Origin of the sequence: Desulfitobacterium metallireducens DSM 15288, assembly GCF_000231405.2 — a bacterium.
Taxonomy (GTDB): domain Bacteria; phylum Bacillota; class Desulfitobacteriia; order Desulfitobacteriales; family Desulfitobacteriaceae; genus Desulfitobacterium_A; species Desulfitobacterium_A metallireducens.
Genome location: NZ_CP007032.1, coordinates 187978 through 210357 on the forward strand (window position 1 = coordinate 187978; position 22380 = coordinate 210357).

A 22380-nucleotide genomic window follows, 5' to 3' on the forward strand; every position below is an offset into this window, starting at 1 on the left:
TGTTATCGTCCTCCTTCTATTTTTTCTGATTCCTCTATTTTTACAGGGGTGGTACTTAGACCAACTCGGCTAAGATGAGCGATGACTTCGAGGTTAACCTTTATTTTGGGGAATTCCTCCTCCCAGTTCTTTTTGAGGTCCGGCCATTCTTGGGGATACTTTTGATGGAACTCCTCGCCAAATTTAAAGATATCAACATTCCATGCTTGAGCTTTAGTGATAGCGACATTGATCTCTTCTTCAATCGCTGCAATTTGCCTTCTTTCCAGTTCAGCGAAGGTATCGGGTCTAGTTAGATTCATTTCCGAAAATTGTTCAGCCAGATTTCCTTCTTCTTCAATTTCAACGGTTATGGATAGCTTACCATCCGTAATTTGCGGCTTAAGTTGAGTTGAGGTTCTAATGATCTCCAGACTGACGTTCTTCGCTTCTTCTTCGGGTGATTTCACCACGATGATGCCGCTTTTTATCTCGCCCAATACCCAAAGCAGCCCGCGCGTTTCAGTGTGATCAAACCACCCAATTATTTTATCTTTTTTGAAGATTGCAGTATTGTCTAGAACGACCACTTCTTTTGAAGCTCCATTTTCATTTTTCTTTTGAATTTCAATGCCAGGGACAACGGCACTGCCTGTTTTACTCCCTAAGGAGCTGAGTAAATCCTTCAACTCTCTTTTGGGCAGATGGGAAGCGATGATACTTGTTTTGGATAAACCTTCGATGGCTTTTCCTGGAATTTTTTCCTGTTCATGTTCACCTATTAGAATATCTTTCGCTGTTCCCTTGGCAATGAAGACATAGGAAAGTTTATCTACCTCGTGATCCCGCCTTAGAAAATCAACGAGAGGTGTAATCCCAGTTTTAGCCGTGTCTTCGCCAATAATGATCACCTTATTATGTGGGAAAAATAATTTCCGGTCTGTTTTAAAAGAGGCATTTCGGATCGCATCAAAGACTGTTTCGCCTGTACTTGAGACAACCCATACCCCTTGCCCCCCGTTCTCTGAATCCCCACTGGATTGGCTGGGTTTAAGAATCTGAGCGGAAATGTTGACTTGATCATCGTCCGTTCGATCGATCCCAAAGGCTTGAACAATCGCTAGCGTATTGATTTCTTTTCTGTTCCAGCAGCCTGTGAGCAGACTCGATAATAATATACAAATGATATAGATCGGAATGTACTTCTTCATGGGGATTGCACTCCTTTCTTCCGGATGATTGCGGTAAAGAGAAGGAGGGAAGGAATGACAAGAATAAAAAACGAAGAATACCAAGCAAATGTTTTGTACGAAGTGAACGCTGCTAATGTGGTGAGGTTAGGACCAACTAAGAGGCTTAAAGGGATCAGAATTGTGCCAGTTGGCAGGATTAAGGGGCGGTATTCTTTTAAATGAAGGAGCTGACCTAAGCTGAGAACAACCAAATAGTACTTAAAGGTTACTTTAATAAAAGTACCGAGAATCCAAATTGCCATATGTATCGATTGATTACGTTCGATAAAATCCCCTATGCTAATGAGCCGGATAACTGAATAGAAGGGAAAGGTAAGGCCTTTAGCCTCTTCAAATCCCCATATGGTAAGAACGGGAACAGTTATAAGGGTAAAGAATAGAGTAACTAACGCGAAACTGAGGACAATAACTGATTTAGCCTTTTGGGGATTATTCAGATAGGGAAGAAGCATGGAAAACCCCAAAATTTCGAGTGATCTTGCAGAGTAGATCAAACTGCCCTGAGTTATCGGAAGTATCCCATTTTCCAGGACAGGTCTTAGCATTTTTAAGTTCATATCTTTAGCAAGTAGGAGAAACACTGTAATAGTAGCAATCATGACAAGGGGCGCAAATAATTCGGATAAACGACCAATCACCTCTAAGCCCCTACCTGTGGCATATGCACAAACAAGGACGAATGATAATGTAAAAAAAAGGACGGGTGTTTCGGGCATAACTGCACTTGTAAGGAAGAGACTAAACTGAGCTATAGTAATGGCAGCTTGATCTAGAAAATACCAGAGGATTAATATTCCTGACAGTTTACCAAGTTTGCCACCGATCGACTGGCAATACTGAATAATTGTTTGGTCAGGGAACCTCTTCCATAAAAAATAGATTGGGAGTGCAAATAATAATTGCAGAGGAAAATATAAGAGCTCGGAAAGCCAGATATCTTGGTTCGCTGGTGGCTCTGCCAATGCGGGGAGGAAAGTAATCGTAATGATGATCCGGCTTAAGGCGATGAGTAAAATTAACTGTTTGTAGGTAATTCGGCCTTTTTCCAGCATGCTAGTTTTCTCCCTTTGGGTCATTAGGTGGAGTAGGTCTTAGGTTAGACTTTTGCCGAGTTGGATTTTCACCCCCAAACAGGCGGGGACGAGTGTGCATCAGCCATAAGGGTACTCGGATAAATAAATCTTTTAAATCCGAGAAGGTGGTGGGAGCCAAAGGGGACATATAGGGTACACCTAGAGAACGAAGCGAGACTTGGTGAGTCACGAAGACAATAAATCCTAACATCACGCCATATAATCCTGAAGAACCAGCTAAGATGATGAGGATAAACCGAGCAAGGGTACTGATGTCAACTAAAGATGGAACAACAAACGAAGAGATAGCGGTAAGGGCAGTCACTACGACCATGGGAGCGCCGGCGATCCCTGATGAGATAGCAGCATCCCCAATCACGAGTGCTCCGACGATACTTACAGCTTGACCAACGGGCCGGGGTAAACGAACCCCTGCTTCTCGCAAGATCTCATAAATGGTTTGCATGAGAAGCGCCTCAACCATGGAAGGGAACGGAGTTCCTTCTTCAGCTGCTGCAATCGTCACGAGGAGTGCTGGCGGTAAAAATTCTTGATGGTAGGTCGTGAAGGCCACATATAACGCAGGGGTAGTCGTTGTGAAAAAGAAAGCCAACCAACGCAGCCAACGAATGAACGAGCTATAAAATGGTCGGGAATAGTAATCTTCAGCGTTTTGAAAGGCTTCAATAAATAAATAGGGAACGGTTAAAACAAAGGGAGTTCCATCAACTAAGATGGCAACTCGACCTTCTAACAGTTTCGCGCTCACAATATCCGGTTTTTCCGAGTTTCCTACAGTCGGGAAAATAGATTGGGGTGCATCTTCAATATAGGATTCAATATATCCTGATTCTAAGATTGAATCCGTGTCGATCCTTTGGAGCCTTTGCTTAACTTCATCGACAATTTTTATATCAACGATTCCTTTAAGGTAAGCCACACAGATGGTAGTTTTTGTTTGCTTGCCAATTTGCATTTGATAGAACTTAAGCGCGGGGTTTTTCATTTTTCTTCTTAAGAGAGCCATATTGGTTCCGATACTTTCGACGAAACCTTCGCGTGGTCCTCGAACCACAGCGGTGGTCTCGGGTTGATCGACGTTCCTCGCTTTCCATCCATGTAAAGCAGCGATTAGAGCAATGTTCGATTCCTCGATAAATAGGACAGTATCTCCCGATAATATGGCTTCCGTTACATCTGTGAAAGAGTGACCTTCCTTCACCATAGCAACAGAAAGGGCACTTTCTTTAATGACGTTTAAAGCATTACTTTTGTTCACGTCATGTTGCAAGAACATGAGGGGTTTGATCAGGTCCGCATTTACTGCTTTTACATCAATAAGTCCATTGAGCATAACGATAAAGGCCTTGATTGACTCATCGGCCCCAATCTTGAACTCTCGGGTAATCAGGTCGCTGGATTCCTCAAAAATGGTCTGGATTTTCTGGAGGTTTTCATCTAGATTTTCTGAAAGAGAATCTGCATTATCCTGCGAGCTGCCCTGTGTATCAGCCTGAGAATTGGTCTGAGAATTATTTTGAGAGGGATCTGAGCTACCCGTATTTTGTTGTTGGCGTCTTGATCTATACTTCCGCCTATGTAATTCATCAACTAACTTTTTTATTGGCATATATACTCCGATGCTTGAAATCCAAGTTCTGATCCTTCTTTACATCATCCTTACTTACTTATTATCTTTAAAAGTAATTCTTTTATGCTCACTCTAAGGGACTTGGACCTCGAATTGATATTGATTTTGAGTGGCGCGGCGCTTCTAACTGGACTACACTTTTATTTTTGCGACTCTCCTGTATCCGCAGGGGGCGTGCTAAGACCGATCCCGTTAAGCTTGGCAGTGATTTCGAAGTTAACCGCTATCTTCGGGAATTCTTTCTCCCAGTTTTTTTCAAGCTCTGGCCATTCATGAGGATATTTCCGATGAAATTCGTCACCGAATTTGAAGATATCGACATTCCATGTCTGTGCCTTACTAAGGGCGGTTTGGATTTCTTCTTCGATTGCAATAGCTTGTCTTTTTTCCAATTCAGCGAGGGTATCAGGCTTCGCCAAATCCACTCTTAACATTTGTTCAGCCAGATTTCCGTTTTCTTTCACTGCAATAGTTATAGACAGTTTACCTTCTGTGATCTCAGGCTTAAGTTGTGTAGAGGTTTTGATAATTTCTAGGCTGACGTTTTTTGTTTTTTCTAGGGGTGATTTAACTGTAATAATTCCAGTTTTCACCTCACCCAACACCCAAAGTAATCCGCGAGTTTCCGCATGATTAAACCATCCGATCAGCTTATCCTTTTTAAAAATAGCCGTCGAATCCAGGATAACGACGTTTTTTGATGCCCCATTCTCATCTTTTTTTTGGATTTTAATGCCGGGAGCAACAGAACTATTTGTTTTGCTGGCCAAGGTTCCAAGTAAATCTTTTAAATTGACTTCTGGCACCTGAGAAGTGATGCCACTCGTCTTGACCAGATTCTCAATGGCTTGACTTGGGACCCTTTCTTGTTCATGTTCTCCAAGGAGGATATCTCTTGCTTTTCCTCTGGCAATAAAAATATGAGCTATCTCGTGTGACTCATGGTCCCGCCCTAAAAAATCAAGGAAGGGTGCAATCCCTGCTATAGCTGTTTCCTCACCAATAACGATCACGTCATTATGGGCAAAAAATAACCTTCGATCCGTTTTGAGAGAGGCATTTCGGATCGCATCAAAAACCGTTTCGCCTGTACTTGAGACAACCCATACCCCTTTGTCATCTTTCTCTGAACTTCCTTTGGCTAGGATAGGTTTGAGTATTTGAGCGGAGATGTCCACTTGATCATCCTCTGTTTGATCGATTCCAAAGGCTTGAACGATAGCTAGGGTAATAAGTTCTTTTCTGTTCCAACAGCCGGTAAGCGTACTTGTGAGTAATAGGCAAAAGATCAAGAGAGAAACTATTTTTTTCATTTTGACCTTACTCCTTTTCGGCGGATAATTGCGGTTAGAAGAAGAAGAGATGGAATAAGCAAGATAAAAAAGTAGGAATATCCCATGAATATTTTGTATGAACTAAATAATTGTAATTCGACAAGGTTTGGGCCAATTAAAAGGCTTAACGGAATAAGGAGCGCTCCGATAGGCAGAACCAGAGGTTTATACTCCCTTAATTCCAAAAGCTGACTCAAGCCCAGTACGGTTAAATAATACTGAAAGGATATTTTGATAAAGGCACCGAGTGAACAAATCGCCATATGGATAGATTCGAGACGATTTAGAAAATCTCCAACGTTGATGAGCCTGATTACAGAATAGCAGGGAAAGGAGCTGCTTTTTGCTAATTCTAATCCGAGCATAGTGACGACGGGGAGGGTTAGCAAGACAAGGTAGAGAGAAATTAAAGCGAAACTAAGGATAAAGATGGGCTTAACTTTTTGACGATTGTTTAGATAGGGAAGAAGCATCGCTAAGCCTAAAACTTCCAGCGTTTTGCTCGCAGCAATCAAGCTTCCGTGAAATACGGGAAAAATCCCCTTTTCAAGGAGAGGGGTTAGTATTTTGAAGTTCATATCCTTAACCTCTAGACTCAAAAATAGGATGAGGCTAATCATAATAAGGGGAGCAAATAGTTCAGATAAACGGCCGATCACCTCAAGCCCTTTTCGTGCGGCATAAGCACAGACAAGAATTAAAGATAACATAAAAAAGAGAGCAGGCGTTTCCGGCATAACAGCGCTCGTAAGGAAGAAGCTGTATTGAGCTAAAGTGATTGCTGTATAATGCAGAAAATACCAGATAATTAAAAGTCCTACCAGCTTGCCAACTTTTCCAGCAATTGTTTGGCTATACTGAATAATCGTTTGATCCGGAAACCTCTTCCAGAGTAGATATATCGGGCTTGCAAGAAACAACTGGATTGGAAAAAACAGCAAATCAGATAACCAGATGTCTTGATTTGCCGGTGGTTCATTTAGCCCTGGAAGAAAACTAATGGAAGTAACAATTCGGCTTAGGAAAATGAGTAGGATCAACTGCTTGTAGGTAATGCGGCCTTTTTCCAGCATGCTTTTTCTCCCTTTGAGTTACAAGGCGGAGTGGGCCTAAGGTTAAGATTTTGGATTTATCTGAAGGTTTTGGTCTAGATTGACTAAAGGAGAATCTGGATTATCTGGATTATCTGGATTATCTGGATTATCTGGTGAACATGTCTTCAAGTTTCTAACTCTTATCCGCTTATCTAGTATTATCTTTAAAAGTATTATATTTATGCTCGTACTTAAGGGGCTGGGACTTTGTATTTCTTGGTTTAGAACTATTAAATTTGATGATAATCGTCATGTGAATTTATGTATTGACACTTATAAAGCCCTATGGTATTCTAATTGAGCGCTAAGGGACAGCCGTTCCGAAGCCGGCAGAAATGCTGGCAAGTGCATGGGGGCTTAGAAATGACACTTGACTCGGTAGAGAGAAAATGTTAATCTAAGAATCCACGCAGACGGGCTTCAAATGAAGTTCAGAAGCGAAAAAGGCACTTGACTCGAGAGAGTCAATCTGCTAAAATAAATAACTGTCGCGAGTGATTGCGACGACAAAGATTGGTCTTTGAAAACTAAACAACAAGGAACAGCCAAGTGACTCGTTAAAGAGTTTGAGATGAATTTGAGCAATCAAATTTTCTTCATAAATTTTATGGAGAGTTTGATCCTGGCTCAGGACGAACGCTGGCGGCGTGCCTAACACATGCAAGTCGAACGGAGAACTCAATAAGCTTGCTTAGCGAGTTTTTAGTGGCGGACGGGTGAGTAACGCGTGGGTAACCTACCCATTAAATCGGGACAACCCTTGGAAACGAGGGCTAATACCGGATACGTTTAACTGATGGCATCATCGGTTAAAGAAAGATGGCCTCTGAACATGCTATCGATAATGGATGGACCCGCGTCTGATTAGCTAGTTGGTGGGGTAAAGGCCTACCAAGGCGACGATCAGTAGCCGGCCTGAGAGGGTGAACGGCCACACTGGGACTGAGACACGGCCCAGACTCCTACGGGAGGCAGCAGTGGGGAATCTTCCGCAATGGACGAAAGTCTGACGGAGCAACGCCGCGTGTATGATGAAGGCCTTCGGGTTGTAAAGTACTGTTTTCAGGGACGAACGGTAGATATGCAAATAGTGTATTTACATGACGGTACCTGAGGAGGAAGCCCCGGCTAACTACGTGCCAGCAGCCGCGGTAATACGTAGGGGGCAAGCGTTGTCCGGAATCATTGGGCGTAAAGGGCGCGTAGGCGGATAATTAAGTCTGGTGTGAAAACTTGGGGCTCAACCCCAAGCCTGCATCGGAAACTGGTTATCTTGAGGACAGGAGAGGAAAGTGGAATTCCACGTGTAGCGGTGAAATGCGTAGAGATGTGGAGGAACACCAGTGGCGAAGGCGACTTTCTGGACTGTAACTGACGCTGAGGCGCGAAAGCGTGGGGAGCAAACAGGATTAGATACCCTGGTAGTCCACGCCGTAAACGATGAGTGCTAGGTGTAGAGGGTATCGACCCCTTCTGTGCCGCAGTTAACACAATAAGCACTCCGCCTGGGGAGTACGGCCGCAAGGTTGAAACTCAAAGGAATTGACGGGGGCCCGCACAAGCGGTGGAGCATGTGGTTTAATTCGACGCAACGCGAAGAACCTTACCAAGGCTTGACATCCTACGAATTCTTAGGAAACTAAGGAGTGCCCTTCGGGGAACGTAGAGACAGGTGGTGCATGGTTGTCGTCAGCTCGTGTCGTGAGATGTTGGGTTAAGTCCCGCAACGAGCGCAACCCCTATGTTTAGTTGCTAACGAGTAAGGTCGAGCACTCTAGACAGACTGCCGGTGATAAACCGGAGGAAGGTGGGGATGACGTCAAATCATCATGCCCCTTATGTCTTGGGCTACACACGTGCTACAATGGCCGGTACAGACGGAAGCGAAGCCGCGAGGTGGAGCAAATCCGAGAAAGCCGGTCTCAGTTCGGATTGTTCTCTGCAACTCGAGAACATGAAGTTGGAATCGCTAGTAATCGCAGGTCAGCATACTGCGGTGAATACGTTCCCGGGCCTTGTACACACCGCCCGTCACACCACGAAAGTCTGCAACACCCGAAGCCGGTGAGGTAACCCGAAAGGGAGCTAGCCGTCGAAGGTGGGGCCGATGATTGGGGTGAAGTCGTAACAAGGTAGCCGTATCGGAAGGTGCGGCTGGATCACCTCCTTTCTAAGGAGACATGTTAGCTTAAGATTTTAAGTTAACTAATCCTATGGTCGATCCTCAATCGAGGAAGAATCTCTTTGGAGAAACGGAATCAATTGAAGGGTAGAGTCGAAAGACTCAAAAGCCGAAAAGGCAAAAGCGCAGAGCAATCTGCGAGGCTGTAAAGAAGTGTAAGCTTTCCTTTGTTGTTTAGTTTTGAGAGACCCAATGTGGGGGTATAGCTCAGCTGGGAGAGCGCTTGAATGGCATTCAAGAGGTCAGCGGTTCGATCCCGCTTACCTCCACCATTATATTGGCTTCTCAATATTGGTCGCTTCTTGCCATCCCGATAGTCTCCAGTGGAGGGTATCGCATTTGTTTGGCGACGGCGACACTTGGACATCCAAGTCCATCGTTCTTTGAAAACTGCACAGAGAAAATAGTTTTTCAAAAGTCAAAGGATTCATATAAAAACCTGAAGTGGCGAAAAGATTTAGGTCAAGCTACTAAGGGCGTACGGTGGATGCCTAGGCGCTAAGAGTCGAAGAAGGGCGCGGTTAACAGCGAAATGCCACGGGGAGCAGTAAGCATGCATTGATCCGTGGATACCCGAATGGGGCAACCCCATTGGAGTTATATCCAATGATCTTTAACTGAATAGATAGGTTAAAGAGGACAACCCGGGGGAACTGAAACATCTAAGTACCCGGAGGAAGAGAAAGAATAATCGATTCCCTGAGTAGCGGCGAGCGAAACGGGAAGAGCCCAAACCAAGCTCTTCGGAGCTTGGGGTTGTAGGACCCTCTATTAAGCATTAATTCTTAGCTGAAGAAATCTGGAAAGATTCAGCAAAGAAGGTAACACTCCTGTAAGCGAAAAGAAGAAATGCTGTGAGGGTATCCTGAGTACCGCGGGACACGAGAAACCCCGTGGGAAACCGGGAGGACCACCTCCCAAGGCTAAATACTCCTTAGCGACCGATAGTGAACCAGTACCGTGAGGGAAAGGTGAAAAGCACCCCGGGAGGGGAGTGAAAAAGAACCTGAAACCGTACGCTTACAAGCAGTCAAAGCACCCTTGAGGTGTGATGGCGTGCCTTTTGTAGAATGAACCGGCGAGTTACGGTATGTAGCGAGGTTAAAGCGAGAAGCTGGAGCCGAAGCGAAAGCGAGTCTGAAAAGGGCGACAAGTTACATGCTGTAGACCCGAAACCGTGTGATCTACCCATGGTCAGGGTGAAGGTGGGGTAAAACCTACTGGAGGCCCGAACTCACTGTCGTTGAAAAGGCAAGGGATGAACTGTGGGTAGGGGTGAAATGCCAATCGAACACGGAGATAGCTGGTTCTCCCCGAAATAGCTTTAGGGCTAGCCTCAATTGATGATTCTTGGCGGTAAAGCACTGAATAGGCTAGGGGCCTTACCGGGTTACCGAACCTTATCAAACTCTGAATGCCAAGAATTTAGATTGGGAGTCAGACTGTGGGGGATAAGCTTCATAGTCAAAAGGGAAACAGCCCAGACCATCAGCTAAGGTCCCAAAGTATACGCTAAGTGGAAAAGGATGTGGAATTGCACAGACAACCAGGATGTTGGCTCAGAAGCAGCCACCATTTAAAGAGTGCGTAATAGCTCACTGGTCGAGTGGTTCTGCGCCGAAAATGTAACGGGGCTCAAGCGTATCACCGAAGCTATGGCTTTACAGTTTACTGTAAGGGGTAGGGGAGCGTTCCAAGGTCAGCGAAGTTCAACTGGAAGGTTGGGTGGAGAGCTTGGAAGTGAGAATGCCGGTATGAGTATGCGAAAAGGTGAGTGAGAATCTCACCCGCCGAAAATCTAAGGTTTCCTGGGGAAGGCTCGTCCGCCCAGGGTCAGTCGGGACCTAAGCCGAGGCCGAAAGGCGTAGGTGATGGACAACTGGTGGATATTCCAGTACCTCTCTTAAACGTTATTAGCGATGGGGTGACACAGAAGGATAGGTTAAGCGTGCCGTTGGTTGAGCACGCCCAAGCCCGTAGGGTGTGAGGCAGGTAAATCCGTCTTACGCGTTGCCTGAAAGGTAATGGGGAGCGAAAATAAGTAGCGAAGTAACCGACTCCAAGCTGTCAAGAAAAGCCTCTAGTGAGTGAGAGAGAGCCCGTACCGCAAACCGACACAGGTAGATAAGGAGAGAATCCTAAGGCGCGCGAGAAAACCCTCGTTAAGGAACTCGGCAAAATAGCCCCGTAACTTCGGGAGAAGGGGCGCTCTTCGCAAGAAGAGCCGCAGAGAAATGGTCCAGGCGACTGTTTAACAAAAACACAGGTTCCTGCCAATCTGAAAAGAGAAGTATAGGAGCTGACGCCTGCCCGGTGCTGGAAGGTTAAGAGGAGAGGTTAGCCGCAAGGCGAAGCTTTGAATTGAAGCCCCAGTAAACGGCGGCCGTAACTATAACGGTCCTAAGGTAGCGAAATTCCTTGTCAGGTAAGTTCTGACCCGCACGAAAGGCGTAACGATCTGGACACTGTCTCAACGAGGGACTCGGCGAAATTGTAATACCCGTGAAGATGCGGGTTACCTGCGACAGGACAGAAAGACCCCATGGAGCTTTACTGTAGCTTGACATTGGATTTTGGTATAAAATGTACAGGATAGGTGGGAGACTAAGAAGCTAGGGCGCCAGCCTTGGTGGAGTCGCCGGTGGGATACCACTCTTTTTGTACTGAAATTCTAACTTAGACCCCCTGAATCGGGGTTGAGGACCGTGTCAGGTGGGCAGTTTGACTGGGGCGGTCGCCTCCTAAAGAGTAACGGAGGCGCCCAAAGGTTCCCTCAGCGCGGATGGAAATCGCGCGAAGAGTGTAAAGGCAAAAGGGAGCTTGACTGCGAGACCAACAAGTCGAGCAGGGACGAAAGTCGGGCTTAGTGATCCGGTGGTACCGAGTGGAAGGGCCATCGCTCAACGGATAAAAGCTACCCTGGGGATAACAGGCTTATCTCCCCCAAGAGTCCATATCGACGGGGAGGTTTGGCACCTCGATGTCGGCTCATCGCATCCTGGGGCTGTAGTAGGTCCCAAGGGTTGGGCTGTTCGCCCATTAAAGCGGTACGTGAGCTGGGTTCAGAACGTCGTGAGACAGTTCGGTCCCTATCCGTCGCAGGCGCAGGAAATTTGAGGGGAGCTGACCCTAGTACGAGAGGACCGGGTTGGACGGATCACTGGTGTACCAGTTGTCTCGCCAGAGGCATAGCTGGGTAGCTATATCCGGATCGGATAAGCGCTGAAAGCATCTAAGCGCGAAACCGACCTCAAGATGAGATTTCCCACAGCACAAGCTGGTAAGACCCCTGAAAGATGATCAGGTAGATAGGCCCAATGTGGAAGCGCGGTGACGTGTGGAGCTGACGGGTACTAATCGGTCGAGGGCTTGACCTAATGAGCCATGAAGGTTGAAACTGATGACTTGAAGAAAACGAAAAGATCTGTGTAGTTTTGAAGGAACAGAAAGCTCTGAAAAGAGCCCTGAAAACTTCAAACGATCTGGTGATTATGCCGGAGGGGTTCCACCCGTTCCCATCTCGAACACGGAAGTTAAGACCTCCAGGGCCGATGATACTTGGACCGCAGGGTCCTGGGAAAGTAGGTCGTCGCCAGGTAAGCAAAAGCAGAGAGACTATCTTAATTGATGGTCTCTTTGCTTTTTGCTGCGCAATAATATAAAAAACATTTGTGTAAAAACTGTGCGTAAGTTTTTCGTAAGTGACTCTTATGTGGGGATAAATAGTACTTTTTGTGGATAAGACAGTTAACGTAGGGGATAAGCTGTGGATAATTGAGAGCATAGCTATTACGTGAGCCTATGCTCAAATTGTTCGTCTTGCAGTTTTTAGCCGATTAAAGAAAAGCTATTTATAGAGAGCTCATTAAACGGAATGTAACCTGTGTATAAGATGCGAATAAGTTAGGAACAACATGGGATAACTTCGTGTTTTTTGTGGATAAGGCTGTGGAAGATGGGGATAAGTCCTGGGGAATAGGAATATATTGCCAAAAAGAGAAGGAAGGCGAATTGTACAGCTTTCCTTCTCTTTTATTTATTTATTCTATTTAATCCTTACTCTTTAGTACTTGATCCTTGGAAAGACCATGACCATCGCGTGAGTCCATGCTAGGGACCTTATCCGGTTTGTGGTAGACAGGCTTAGTATTCGGATTTTCTGCTTTATCGGGAAACTTTTTTTCCATATTTAAAAACCTACCTTTCTGCGCTTGCTTAACTTTGTGCTCAAAGCTTATTTTTCCGCAAAAGAAGGTTTTCCATGTATAGTTTAGGGGTCATTTTTTATGACTTTCTCTTGATCTGCGGGTATATAATAAATATCCACTAACACCGAGGAACAAAATGAGCCAGAATTCATTAAAGTTGAGTAAATCCATCTGTTATCCCTCCAATTTTTGAAGATATTTGTCTAAAAATATTGTATCGCGGATTGAGAAGTTTGAATAGATTAAATTTTAGGTTATCTTAGAGAATGAGATTAAATATATATAGAAAATGTTAAAAGTTGAGAAAAAAGTGGACAACCCTGATTGAGCGAGTAAGTGGGATTCCGGAGAACCTAAAAGAAGAGCAAACGACTAAACCCTTCCGAAAACGGGATTGACATGCTACATATAGCGTTGATAAAATGATCAAGACACTAGATGTAGGGGGTGAAATGTTGCATTGCCCTTTTTGTGGAAATGAGGATACTAAAGTTTTGGAATCCCGCCCAGTGGAGGAAGGTACAGCCATCCGAAGAAGAAGAGGATGTGACCGATGTTCACGACGTTTCACAACGTTTGAAAAGTATGAAGATAACCCTCTGATTGTTGTCAAGAAAGATGGGCGGCGAGTGGATTTTTCCCGGTCGAAAATTATGGCAGGTATTTCACGAGCGTGTGAAAAACGTCCAATTTCAACTGAACAGATTGAGGAGCTTGCTTATTCTATCGAGAAGACGCTCCGCAATAGTCATGAACGTGAGGTACAGAGCACTGAAATCGGGGAAGCGGTGATGAAAGCTTTACTTCAACTGGATGAAGTTGCCTACATAAGGTTTGCTTCGGTCTATCGTGAATTTAATGATATTCAACGCTTTTTACAAGAACTTCATGAATTGGTCGAAAAAAGGGGCCAATAGACCTATTTCAAAAATCAGGTCATTGTTCCAAAATATAATGGTGAAAAACTTTAGATTAGAGAAGAAAGTTGGGGATCATGTTGAGTTTTCAAGAATCTGCTCCGAAGACCTGGCCTAAGGCCAAACTAACACCAAATGCCAGAGTCATCCTAGAAAAACGCTATCTTAAACAGGAGAATGGGAAAGTCATTGAAACTCCGGAGGACATGTTTTACCGGGTTGCAAATGTTATTGCCGAAGTTGAAGAGCGTTACGGGAAAGGGAAAAAGGAAGTCAAGGAATTAGCCAAAGAATTTTATGCGATGATGGCTAACCTTGAATTTATGCCAAATTCCCCAACGTTGATGAATGCAGGCCGTGACCTAGGGCAATTGAGCGCTTGTTTTGTTCTTCCAATTGAAGATAGTATGGAGAAGATTTTTGACGCCATTAAGTTTGCTGCGATTATCCATAAATCGGGCGGTGGGACAGGCTTTAGTTTTTCACGCTTGCGTTCGAAGAATAGCACAGTACGTTCAACTGGAGGAGTTGCTTCCGGACCCGTTTCCTTTATGAAGGTCTTCAATGCTGCGACTGAAGCGGTAAAACAAGGAGGAACTCGCCGCGGAGCGAATATGGGTATTCTGCGTGTGGATCATCCAGATATTCAAGAGTTCATTTCCTGTAAAGAAGATAACAAAGAGATTACGAATTTTAATATTTCTGTCGGAATAACGGAAGAGTTTATGAAGGCGGTTAAGGAAAGACGAGATTATGACCTGATTGACCCCCATACCGGAAAAGCCGTTGGAAAGCTTTCAGCTCCCGAGGTTTTCCACACAATTGTTGATCATGCTTGGAGAAATGGCGAACCCGGTATTGTCTTCCTCGATCGACTGAATCGGGATAATCCAACTCCAAAGATTGGAGAAATTGAAGCCACAAATCCTTGTGGTGAGCAGCCCCTGCTTCCGAATGAAGCGTGTAATCTGGGGTCGATTAACCTTAAACTTTTAGTTACTGAGAAAAACGGGAAAGCCGTTGTGAATTGGGAACGCTTGAGTTATGTTACGCGTCAAGCGATTCACTTTTTAGATAATGTTATTGATGCCAATACTTATCCATTGCCGATGATTGAGGAAATGGTTAAAGGAAATCGGAAAGTGGGCCTCGGAGTCATGGGCTTTGCCGACATGATGATTTTGCTCCAGACCTCTTATGCTTCGGAAGATGCGGTAGAGTACGCTGAAAAGATTATGAACTTTATTCAAACCGAAGCTCGTTTGGAATCTCAACGTTTAGCCGAGGAGCGGGGAACGTTCCCTAACTATGAAGGATCGATTTATGATGGTGTCCGTAAGCTCCGGAATGCTACCCTTACGACGATTGCCCCAACAGGAACAATTTCCATGATCTGCGGTGCATCGAGCGGGGTTGAACCTCTCTTCGCTGTTGCTTATACGAAAACGGTAATGGATGGAACGGCTTTTGTTGAAGTGAATCCGATTTTTGAAAACTATGCTAAAGAATACGGATTTGATTCCTCTGAACTGATGAGAAAAATTGCAGACAAGGGAACCGTTCTGGGCTTTTCAGAAGTACCTGATTGGGTTCAGGCAGTTTTTGTGACGGCTCAGGAGATTGACCCTGAATGGCATATCCGAATTCAAGCCGCTTTCCAAAAATATACCGATAATGCCGTATCTAAAACGATTAATTTTGCGAATTCCGCAACGCGTGAAGATATTGCTAAAGCGTATGAACTTGCCTATGAACTTAATTGCAAAGGATTAACTGTTTATCGTGACGGCAGTCGTGATGAGCAAGTTCTTTCAGCAGGGACAAGTCAAAATAATTCGGAGGAACAAGCTGCTACTACAGCAGCTGAAGCGAAGACGGGCATACCCGTTGAATTTGCCGCTCCCAATGCTCCATTTGTTCCGGAAGCAAACACGGTTATTCCTCGGCCTCGTCCAACGATTACGATGGGGGTCACGGAAAAGATTAAGATTGGTTGTGGAAACCTTTATGTTAGTGTAAATGCCGATGAAAAGGGAATCTGCGAGATCTTTACAAATACCGGACGTGCCGGGGGTTGTTCATCCCAATCAGAGGCTACAGCTCGTCTTATATCGATTGCTCTCCGGTCAGGTTTATCTGTGGACGCGATTATTGAGCAAATTAAAGGAATTCGTTGCCCAGCTTGTATTCGCCGTGAAGGAGTTAATGTTATGTCTTGCCCGGATGCAATTTCTCGCGTCATCCGTAAATACATGGATGTTGGCGCAAATGCAAATGGGGCTGAAAAAGCGGCGGGAGCGGCTCTTACACAGCTTAAAAATACTGATGCAGCTAAACCAAAGAGCAAAGAAACTAAAACCGAAACAGCTACTGGTTTAACGAAGAAAGCGCAAGCTGGAGTGGCTGTGGACAATGCTTGTCCTGAATGCGGAACTCCGATTATACATGAAAGCGGTTGTGTCGTATGCACAAATTGCGGTTATTCTAAATGTTCGTAAGGTCACGTGTTTAATGATAATAAAGTTTGTCACCGAATAATAAAGTCTGTCACTGTATAATAAAAACTGTCACTGAATAACAAAGTGTGTCACTAACTTATTGATGAGGATGGAGGAAGTTCGTTATGTTAGGACATGTTTATAATGATGTCGAAGTTTTGAACCATCTATGTCGTGAGGACTATGAACAAAAAAGATGGTATAAAGCTGAAAACTATGCAAGTGAGTTAAATCAATTGTTGGAGTCGGCTCGACAATATAGAACGGAAATAAAAACGACACCAGTCATCTTTAATGATGTTTCTACGCAAGAAAAAGGGTTAAAGGATGTGCTCTTGAAATCAACTCTGTTACTGCAAGAGATAGATGCAGAGTAATAGATGACCGAGCTAGAAGAGGAAAAATGTGGATGGAACTTAATGATTCTATCCACCCAGCTAAAGTGAAATTACATTTGTTCAATGATAATAAATGAAGAGAATTTAATCTTATTTTTATTTCCAGAGAATACTTCTTATTGATCCCACAAGAAATCTTCCTAAACTTTGGTTAATTTGGACCCTAAGGCAGCTAGGCATACTCCATCATGTTATGTTAGGGGTATGCCATTTTTATACCTTTAGACAACTTATACTCATGGATATTCCATAATCCGGTTGCTTCATTTGGGAAAGTAAGAGCTTTACAGCCCAAAAAATCGAGTAAAATCCATTTGAAGTTAGCCAAAATGGCGAAAGCATAAAAAAATCAATAAATAAAATAAGAGAAAGTTTGCCAGTTGAAGATTATAACGAAATAAAAAGATGCTAAATTCACAACAGACAAAAGTCGAGACGTATATTGATTCTTTCATTACAGGTGCAGCGTTAGTCGATGAAAAGCTTATTATTGATGATGATTTCAATACGTGTCAGCAAACATTTTGTAAATACAATTATTGATAAAAAAGAAATTAGAAAATATAAGTGAAAAGCTAAAATAAAAGACTAATATGCCATCAACTCAACAATACAGATCAGAGGTTACCATAAAATTATACTACGGCTCCCATTATGTCTATAATGTGAACTTAAATGAGATACATTTTGTGTGAATAACTAGGAAGTTATAAAAAGATTCATTTTTCGGGGAGAGGTGATATACTTGTGCGAATCTTCTGCACGAGATCGGCGTGAAGCTATTCCTAGTTGGCATGGCTATGATTATCAGGGTAGAGTTGCAATAGTTGTGGCACTGGAGATACTTAATGAGATCAAGAATAATCCAGATAAGATTACTGCATATGATCTTGCTATCGAAGACATTGAAGATTTTGCAATTTATTACTCAGGAGAACTTAGAAGTATTCACCAAGTAAAGGCCAGAGCTAATAGAAATTTAACCGGGTATAATGAAGCATTATATATGCTCGCAAAAGGAATTACTAACAGAAAAGATGTACAAGCATATTTACATAATTCAGTCTCATTAGATTTCACAGATTGGGAAATAGATCTTGGTCGTTCTTTAAGATTATATTGCGCATCTACAAAAGATGAGTTGCTAGCAAAGTTAGAAGATGAAGAGAAGCTCAAAGAATATATCAAATCGCTGCAAAAAGGTATCACAAAAAACAATACTATTGATAAGCGTATTGATGAAGAGCGCAAGGCACTTCTAATAAAAATCATTGAGATAGATGGAGGTTTAGACCACCATATTAATCTTTCACTTGAAACTGTGCGACCGGCAATTGAAAGTTATATCGCTGATTTGGGAAATGAAAATATCATCTGTTCTGAAAATCTTTCCAGGATTAAATTATATCGATACAATCAATCAGAGTTTTTTCTAGACACAGATAATGTTGGTAAGGTAATAGAAGATTCGATTATACAATATTGGGGAAAAGAAGCAGAATTCAAGGTTCCTAACGTTGTAAGCTATCGAATCAAATTACAGGAACTTATTACAGAACATATTCGGAAACGTTATAGTAATCCAGCTATCCCTCGAATTTCTTTACAGAGATTTTCCGAAATTTTGGACTCTATTTTAAAGACCGATGGAGCAATGCGATTACTAATACAGAAAGATAAACTTTCTAGCTTTCGCCAAAGTTATTGCCATCAGGAATGCCATAGGACGAACGATAATTGTAATGGATGTGACCTATTAAAGAAAACAGCCCTGTTGGAAGTCATGGATTTTCGTGAATTTGGTAAAGCGTGTTATGCACTTTGCCCTCAGACTACAGATAATGTTTTGCAAAAGGATGCAACTGAGTTAATCACAGAACCTGGCACATGGGAATGTATGTTTCCAGTTCTCCAGAATGTCAAACGAGAAGCCGAATTAAATCATTGTAGAATTGTATATGACATTGATGTTCAGTTTTATATGCTTACTGCGCTTTACTTTTCTAGGATAAGAGAGTCTCATATTCTAAAAAATCTTTGCAATAATGAGACTGTTGATGAGCTTTTTTCCTCCGTTTGTAAAAATTCTGAATCGGGCTTGATATTCAGAGAAATAGACTACATGATCATATCGTCAGATTATGAGTTGGAAAATACTGAACTAGAAAAGTATAATCCTAGCATTTTCAAAAAAGGACATCTTGCAGGATGGACCCCATCTTATTCAAAAATTACGGGGCCGAAGGAAGTTCACCTGATAAAGAAAGATACTTTTCTAGAAAGATGTAGTGAGGTACAGGCATGAATAATATAGTTTCTTTAATAAGCAATGCATTAAAAGACATTGGTTTACGCAAATATCCTAATATGAATGATTATTGCGCTGAATTTCCAGGCGAATACACCCTATTTGTTCCTGATGAGGATGCTCATCAACAATATTTAGTTATACAGAATCTCATATGGGATGATTCATTAGATCCATCTAGGTGGTTGCTTTATCAAAAGCCTCTATATGACATACTCTCAAAGTTGATTGACAAGTCTGAATTTCATAAGAACGTATCAATTCTCGTTTGCGTCCTAAATAGTGGAAACAAAGATCCGGATAAATTGGAGCGATTCATTTTGCATTTAGAAGAAGATATAGACTATTTCAAGAAATTAGTACTTGTTTATAATGCCAATAGTGCTACTGAATTAAATAACGCATATAAGCAATCCTCTATGGATTTTTTATCTTTTGTAAGAAAAGAACTTCGCTCTTATCCAGATATTGAAGAGGCGCTTGAAAATCCTAGTCAAAAATTATTACTTCATTTATTAATTAAACTACCATTAATTCAATTACCTGTTGTAGATTATGAACCTCCATCGATTGAAATCATGTTAGAAGAAAATATAACAGATGGTGTTTTAATAAGCGCTAAGAGTTTACTTGATAAGGTGGATATCAGAGAGATTAATGAAATTTCATTACCTGAACAAGAAGATCAAATTGAAGGCTTTCTAGATAAATGGGATTGTAGCGAGGAATTAGCATGAGTACATATATTTTACAAAAGTTAAACCTTCAAAATTTTAAGATATTTTCACATGTTCAGGTGAATTTTAATGGAAAGGATATTTCAGTTTTAGATGGTCCAAATGGTTATGGGAAAACAACCATTTTCGATGCCATTGAATATGCGTTAACAGGAAATATCTTGCGTATCACAGAAGAAACGCCAACAGATGGCAAGTTGACTTTTTCTACTCATTTTCTTGCACATAAACCTGGTGACACAGTATGTGTAGAAGCGTTTTTAACCGACGGAATTAATGATATTGTTATTCAGCGAAAAATAGATACTGTTGCGGGAAAGGAAAACAATCCAAGTCACTTTGTTGCGAATACGAGAACGACTATAACAATTGGTGAAGAGCGATTTGAATATGATAATGTTAAAAATGCAAACAAAAAGTTGACAGAATATATTAATAATAATGTTCAAAAGTATTTTAGACAATATTATTACCTCTCACAAGAAAATAGGTTAGACTTTTTGGCAAAAAGTGAAATTGAACGCATGAAGGCGTTGAACTATATCTTTCATATGGAAAATGAACAATTAGAAAAAGATAAAGCGACTAAAGCCTCAAGTAGATTTACTGATATAGCTAAAAAACTAGAGGATAGAAAAATAGCCCTAAAAGAAGATTTATTGAAATTACAGTCTGCTCCGGAATTATTTTCTGCTGAAAACCTCATTCCATATCATAAATTAGCAATTGACATAATATCTCCGTCGTGGGATTATGAGCATCCGACTATATCCAATTTGGATGCATTGAAAGATATGCAAAAACAACTGCATAATATAGCATTGTTTACACGACAGTTTAATTGGTTCTTTCAACAGAAGAAAAATGAATGGATTGAGCAGCAAATTAAAAGTCAGGATGAGCTAAAGCAGAATTTATTTTTGCTGTCAATGCAATTAGACAATTTGGATAATTTTTTCGAAATTGCGAACAAGTATAAGGAAATTCAACAGATAATTAAAACATACAAATTAAATACTAACGAGCCTGATTATGAAGGGATAAATCTTCAGAGACTCTCCACGTTGCTTAATATTCAATATAGCACTGAAGATGTTCGTATTTACAAAGAAAAAATTAGTGATTGCAGAAAGGGTATGCAGGCTCAGGAAAAAGCACGCGCTAATTTGATTACACTCAGAAAGCAGTTAGAAAATCAGAGGCAGATTTGGTCTCAAAATAAATATTCTGGTTTAAAGGAAAATGAATGCCCTTTTTGCGGCCGGTTATGGGATTCAAAAGAACAATTAGATGAGCATATCCAAATAATGACTGAGGCAATTGATACGGGCTCTAGTTTATTGGTCGAGCAGTTTGAACAATCGCGCAGTAAGCTTCAAAGGATTATTACAGAGATTTTCAACCCTGTGATACAGCTTTTTTTGAAAGATAATCAATATTTAGAGCTAGATTTATTACAGCGAATTTTATTGGATAAAACCAAGGCTATTCAACAAATGAAGGATTTTTGCAGTAAGGCAGCAGGATACGGGATCCAAATAGAGGAAAAAATATTAACACTAGATAACATAGAACAATGGAATTCCATTTATGAGGTATTTTGTTCACACCAATTGCGACCTCATCAACGTGAATTACCAGCAGGCTTCTTAGAAAATGCTTTTAATTGTGAATTTAACCATATATTTGAAGTTACATTTTTAGGAAATGAAGAAACCGTAAAAAGCCTACCAATAATTCAAGAAGATATAGAAAAACAAAAGGCAACATATTTAGAACAACAATATTACCTTCAGCAAGAAAAGCTGGCTGAAGAGATTAAGAAAAAAATTGTGAATTTAAATCATCAACAAAAAAAAGCAGTTAGAATACAGCAACAATTTAACCAGCTTCAAACAAAATTAACTAAAACCATTCAGGATTATGAAAAACAGATAGTACAACAGTTGCAAATTCCCTTTTTCCTGTTTTCTGGGCGAATATTACAAAATTATCCGGGAGGATTAGGGGTATGCCTAAAAACAAAAGGAGCAAAAAGTATTCACTTTGATGCAAGTAATCGTCAAGGACATGATATTATCTATACAATGAGTTCCGGTCAGCTATCGGGTATTTCAATAGCTTTATTGTTGACCCTAAATCGTATATATGCAGAAAATTCTTTCCGATGTGTTTTAATCGACGACCCGATTCAAACCATGGACGAGTTAAATATTACTTCGTTTGTTGATTTACTTCGTAATGATTTTCCTGAATATCAATTTATTATTTCCACTCATGAGGAAGATTTTTCGGACTATATGCGGTACAAATTTGACAATTATAATCGTTCTCAGCAGAGTATAGATGTTCGAACATTGGATCAAATTTGACCTTATATTTTACATTTCTAACCTTCTCTTATCTAACTGGCTACTTATTATGATTATACTAGACATAAAAACAACGTTTCAGCTTCCGATTCTATAAACTATGTACTAACTCTAAATATAATTGACCTCCTTCTGCTGATTAAAAGCGAAGGGCGGTCATTGTCTATAATGCGAACCAGAATTGGATTCATAAAAGGCTAATAATCGGTAGTTGAAATACCGTTGCGTATTAATCCGATCAGACGTGGGTGAAGAGAAGATCAGTTTGAAGGTTGAACCTTATCAGATTACATCAAAAATGGTTCGCTATTCCTTCGTCGTCATGCCTCAAACAGAATGAACTTGTCTTAGACAAAGCTGAAAAGGTGACGAGATG

The 22380-nt window shown here is 41.8% G+C and carries 14 protein-coding genes, 1 tRNA gene and 3 rRNA genes; 13 read left to right on the forward strand and 5 right to left on the reverse strand.

Going from position 1 to position 22380, the window contains the following annotated elements; all coding sequences use genetic code 11:
• Positions 1–2: 2 nt before the first annotated feature.
• From DESME_RS00885 to DESME_RS00905, 5 genes are all read right to left on the reverse strand, one after another.
• Positions 3–1190, reverse strand: a complete 1188-nt coding sequence (locus DESME_RS00885) for a Ger(x)C family spore germination protein (RefSeq protein ID WP_006719139.1) — start codon at positions 1188–1190, stop codon at positions 3–5.
• Positions 1187–2284, reverse strand: coding sequence for a GerAB/ArcD/ProY family transporter (locus tag DESME_RS00890; RefSeq protein ID WP_006719141.1), 1098 nt, complete (start codon positions 2282–2284; stop codon positions 1187–1189). Before DESME_RS00890 ends, DESME_RS00885 begins: the two co-directional genes overlap by 4 nt.
• A gap of 1 nt (position 2285) precedes the next feature.
• Complete coding sequence (locus tag DESME_RS00895) at positions 2286–3935, reverse strand: spore germination protein (protein ID WP_006719143.1); 1650 nt, start codon at positions 3933–3935, stop codon at positions 2286–2288.
• A 161-nt stretch (positions 3936–4096) separates the two neighbouring features.
• Complete coding sequence (locus tag DESME_RS00900) at positions 4097–5269, reverse strand: Ger(x)C family spore germination protein (protein ID WP_006719145.1); 1173 nt, start codon at positions 5267–5269, stop codon at positions 4097–4099.
• Positions 5266–6363, reverse strand: a complete 1098-nt coding sequence (locus tag DESME_RS00905) for a GerAB/ArcD/ProY family transporter (protein ID WP_006719147.1) — start codon at positions 6361–6363, stop codon at positions 5266–5268. The genes DESME_RS00900 and DESME_RS00905 overlap by 4 nt, the downstream gene beginning before the upstream one ends.
• 79 nt (positions 6364–6442) lie before the next feature.
• On the opposite strand from DESME_RS00905, the gene DESME_RS15970 reads away from it, so the two are divergent.
• From DESME_RS15970 to DESME_RS16335, 13 genes are all read left to right on the forward strand, one after another.
• Positions 6443–6685: a hypothetical protein gene (locus DESME_RS15970; protein ID WP_167998814.1), complete on the forward strand. Its 243-nt coding sequence runs from the start codon at positions 6443–6445 to the stop codon at positions 6683–6685.
• A 303-nt stretch (positions 6686–6988) separates the two neighbouring features.
• Positions 6989–8554 (forward strand): 16S ribosomal RNA (locus DESME_RS00910).
• 208 nt (positions 8555–8762) lie between these two features.
• Positions 8763–8838: transfer RNA gene (locus DESME_RS00915), tRNA-Ala, on the forward strand.
• A gap of 188 nt (positions 8839–9026) precedes the next feature.
• A 23S ribosomal RNA gene (locus DESME_RS00920) occupies positions 9027–11943 on the forward strand.
• A 104-nt stretch (positions 11944–12047) separates the two neighbouring features.
• Positions 12048–12164: ribosomal RNA gene (gene rrf / locus DESME_RS00925) — 5S ribosomal RNA — on the forward strand.
• Together the 16S, 23S and 5S rRNA genes with 1 tRNA gene alongside form the textbook arrangement of a ribosomal RNA operon.
• Positions 12165–13229: 1065 nt before the next feature.
• Positions 13230–13691, forward strand: a complete 462-nt coding sequence (gene nrdR / locus DESME_RS00930) for a transcriptional regulator NrdR (RefSeq protein WP_006716245.1) — start codon at positions 13230–13232, stop codon at positions 13689–13691.
• A gap of 77 nt (positions 13692–13768) precedes the next feature.
• Positions 13769–16189 carry a vitamin B12-dependent ribonucleotide reductase gene (locus DESME_RS00935; protein ID WP_006716246.1) on the forward strand — a complete coding sequence of 807 codons (2421 nt, stop codon included), beginning with the start codon at positions 13769–13771 and terminating at the stop codon, positions 16187–16189.
• A 125-nt stretch (positions 16190–16314) separates the two neighbouring features.
• A complete protein-coding gene (locus DESME_RS00940) occupies positions 16315–16566 on the forward strand; it encodes a hypothetical protein (RefSeq protein ID WP_006716247.1) in 252 nt (83 codons plus the stop codon).
• A gap of 426 nt (positions 16567–16992) precedes the next feature.
• Positions 16993–17130: a hypothetical protein gene (locus DESME_RS15815; protein WP_156922745.1), complete on the forward strand. Its 138-nt coding sequence runs from the start codon at positions 16993–16995 to the stop codon at positions 17128–17130.
• A gap of 202 nt (positions 17131–17332) precedes the next feature.
• Positions 17333–18892: an ABC-three component system protein gene (locus DESME_RS00945; protein WP_006716248.1), complete on the forward strand. Its 1560-nt coding sequence runs from the start codon at positions 17333–17335 to the stop codon at positions 18890–18892.
• Positions 18889–19632 carry an ABC-three component system middle component 1 gene (locus DESME_RS00950; protein ID WP_006716249.1) on the forward strand — a complete coding sequence of 248 codons (744 nt, stop codon included), beginning with the start codon at positions 18889–18891 and terminating at the stop codon, positions 19630–19632. Before DESME_RS00945 ends, DESME_RS00950 begins: the two co-directional genes overlap by 4 nt.
• Positions 19629–22004 (forward strand): AAA family ATPase, encoded by a 2376-nt coding sequence (locus tag DESME_RS00955; RefSeq protein ID WP_006716250.1) that lies wholly within the window; start codon positions 19629–19631, stop codon positions 22002–22004. The genes DESME_RS00950 and DESME_RS00955 overlap by 4 nt, the downstream gene beginning before the upstream one ends.
• A gap of 211 nt (positions 22005–22215) precedes the next feature.
• Positions 22216–22344 (forward strand): hypothetical protein, encoded by a 129-nt coding sequence (locus DESME_RS16335; protein ID WP_282432821.1) that lies wholly within the window; start codon positions 22216–22218, stop codon positions 22342–22344.
• Positions 22345–22380 lie beyond the last annotated feature (36 nt).

Excerpts from the sequence above, each read along its gene's own strand:
- DESME_RS00905 (WP_006719147.1), bottom strand. The coding sequence starts at position 6,363 with ATGCTGGAAAAAGGCCGCATTACCTACAAGCAGTTGATCCTACTCATT.
- DESME_RS00935 (WP_006716246.1), top strand. The coding sequence starts at position 13,769 with ATGTTGAGTTTTCAAGAATCTGCTCCGAAGACCTGGCCTAAGGCCAAA.
- DESME_RS00900 (WP_006719145.1), bottom strand. The coding sequence starts at position 5,269 with ATGAAAAAAATAGTTTCTCTCTTGATCTTTTGCCTATTACTCACAAGT.
- DESME_RS00940 (WP_006716247.1), top strand. The coding sequence starts at position 16,315 with ATGTTAGGACATGTTTATAATGATGTCGAAGTTTTGAACCATCTATGT.
- DESME_RS00890 (WP_006719141.1), bottom strand. The coding sequence starts at position 2,284 with ATGCTGGAAAAAGGCCGAATTACCTACAAACAGTTAATTTTACTCATC.
- DESME_RS15815 (WP_156922745.1), top strand. The coding sequence starts at position 16,993 with ATGCTAAATTCACAACAGACAAAAGTCGAGACGTATATTGATTCTTTC.
- DESME_RS00885 (WP_006719139.1), bottom strand. The coding sequence starts at position 1,190 with ATGAAGAAGTACATTCCGATCTATATCATTTGTATATTATTATCGAGT.
- DESME_RS00950 (WP_006716249.1), top strand. The coding sequence starts at position 18,889 with ATGAATAATATAGTTTCTTTAATAAGCAATGCATTAAAAGACATTGGT.
- DESME_RS00955 (WP_006716250.1), top strand. The coding sequence starts at position 19,629 with ATGAGTACATATATTTTACAAAAGTTAAACCTTCAAAATTTTAAGATA.
- DESME_RS00895 (WP_006719143.1), bottom strand. The coding sequence starts at position 3,935 with ATGCCAATAAAAAAGTTAGTTGATGAATTACATAGGCGGAAGTATAGA.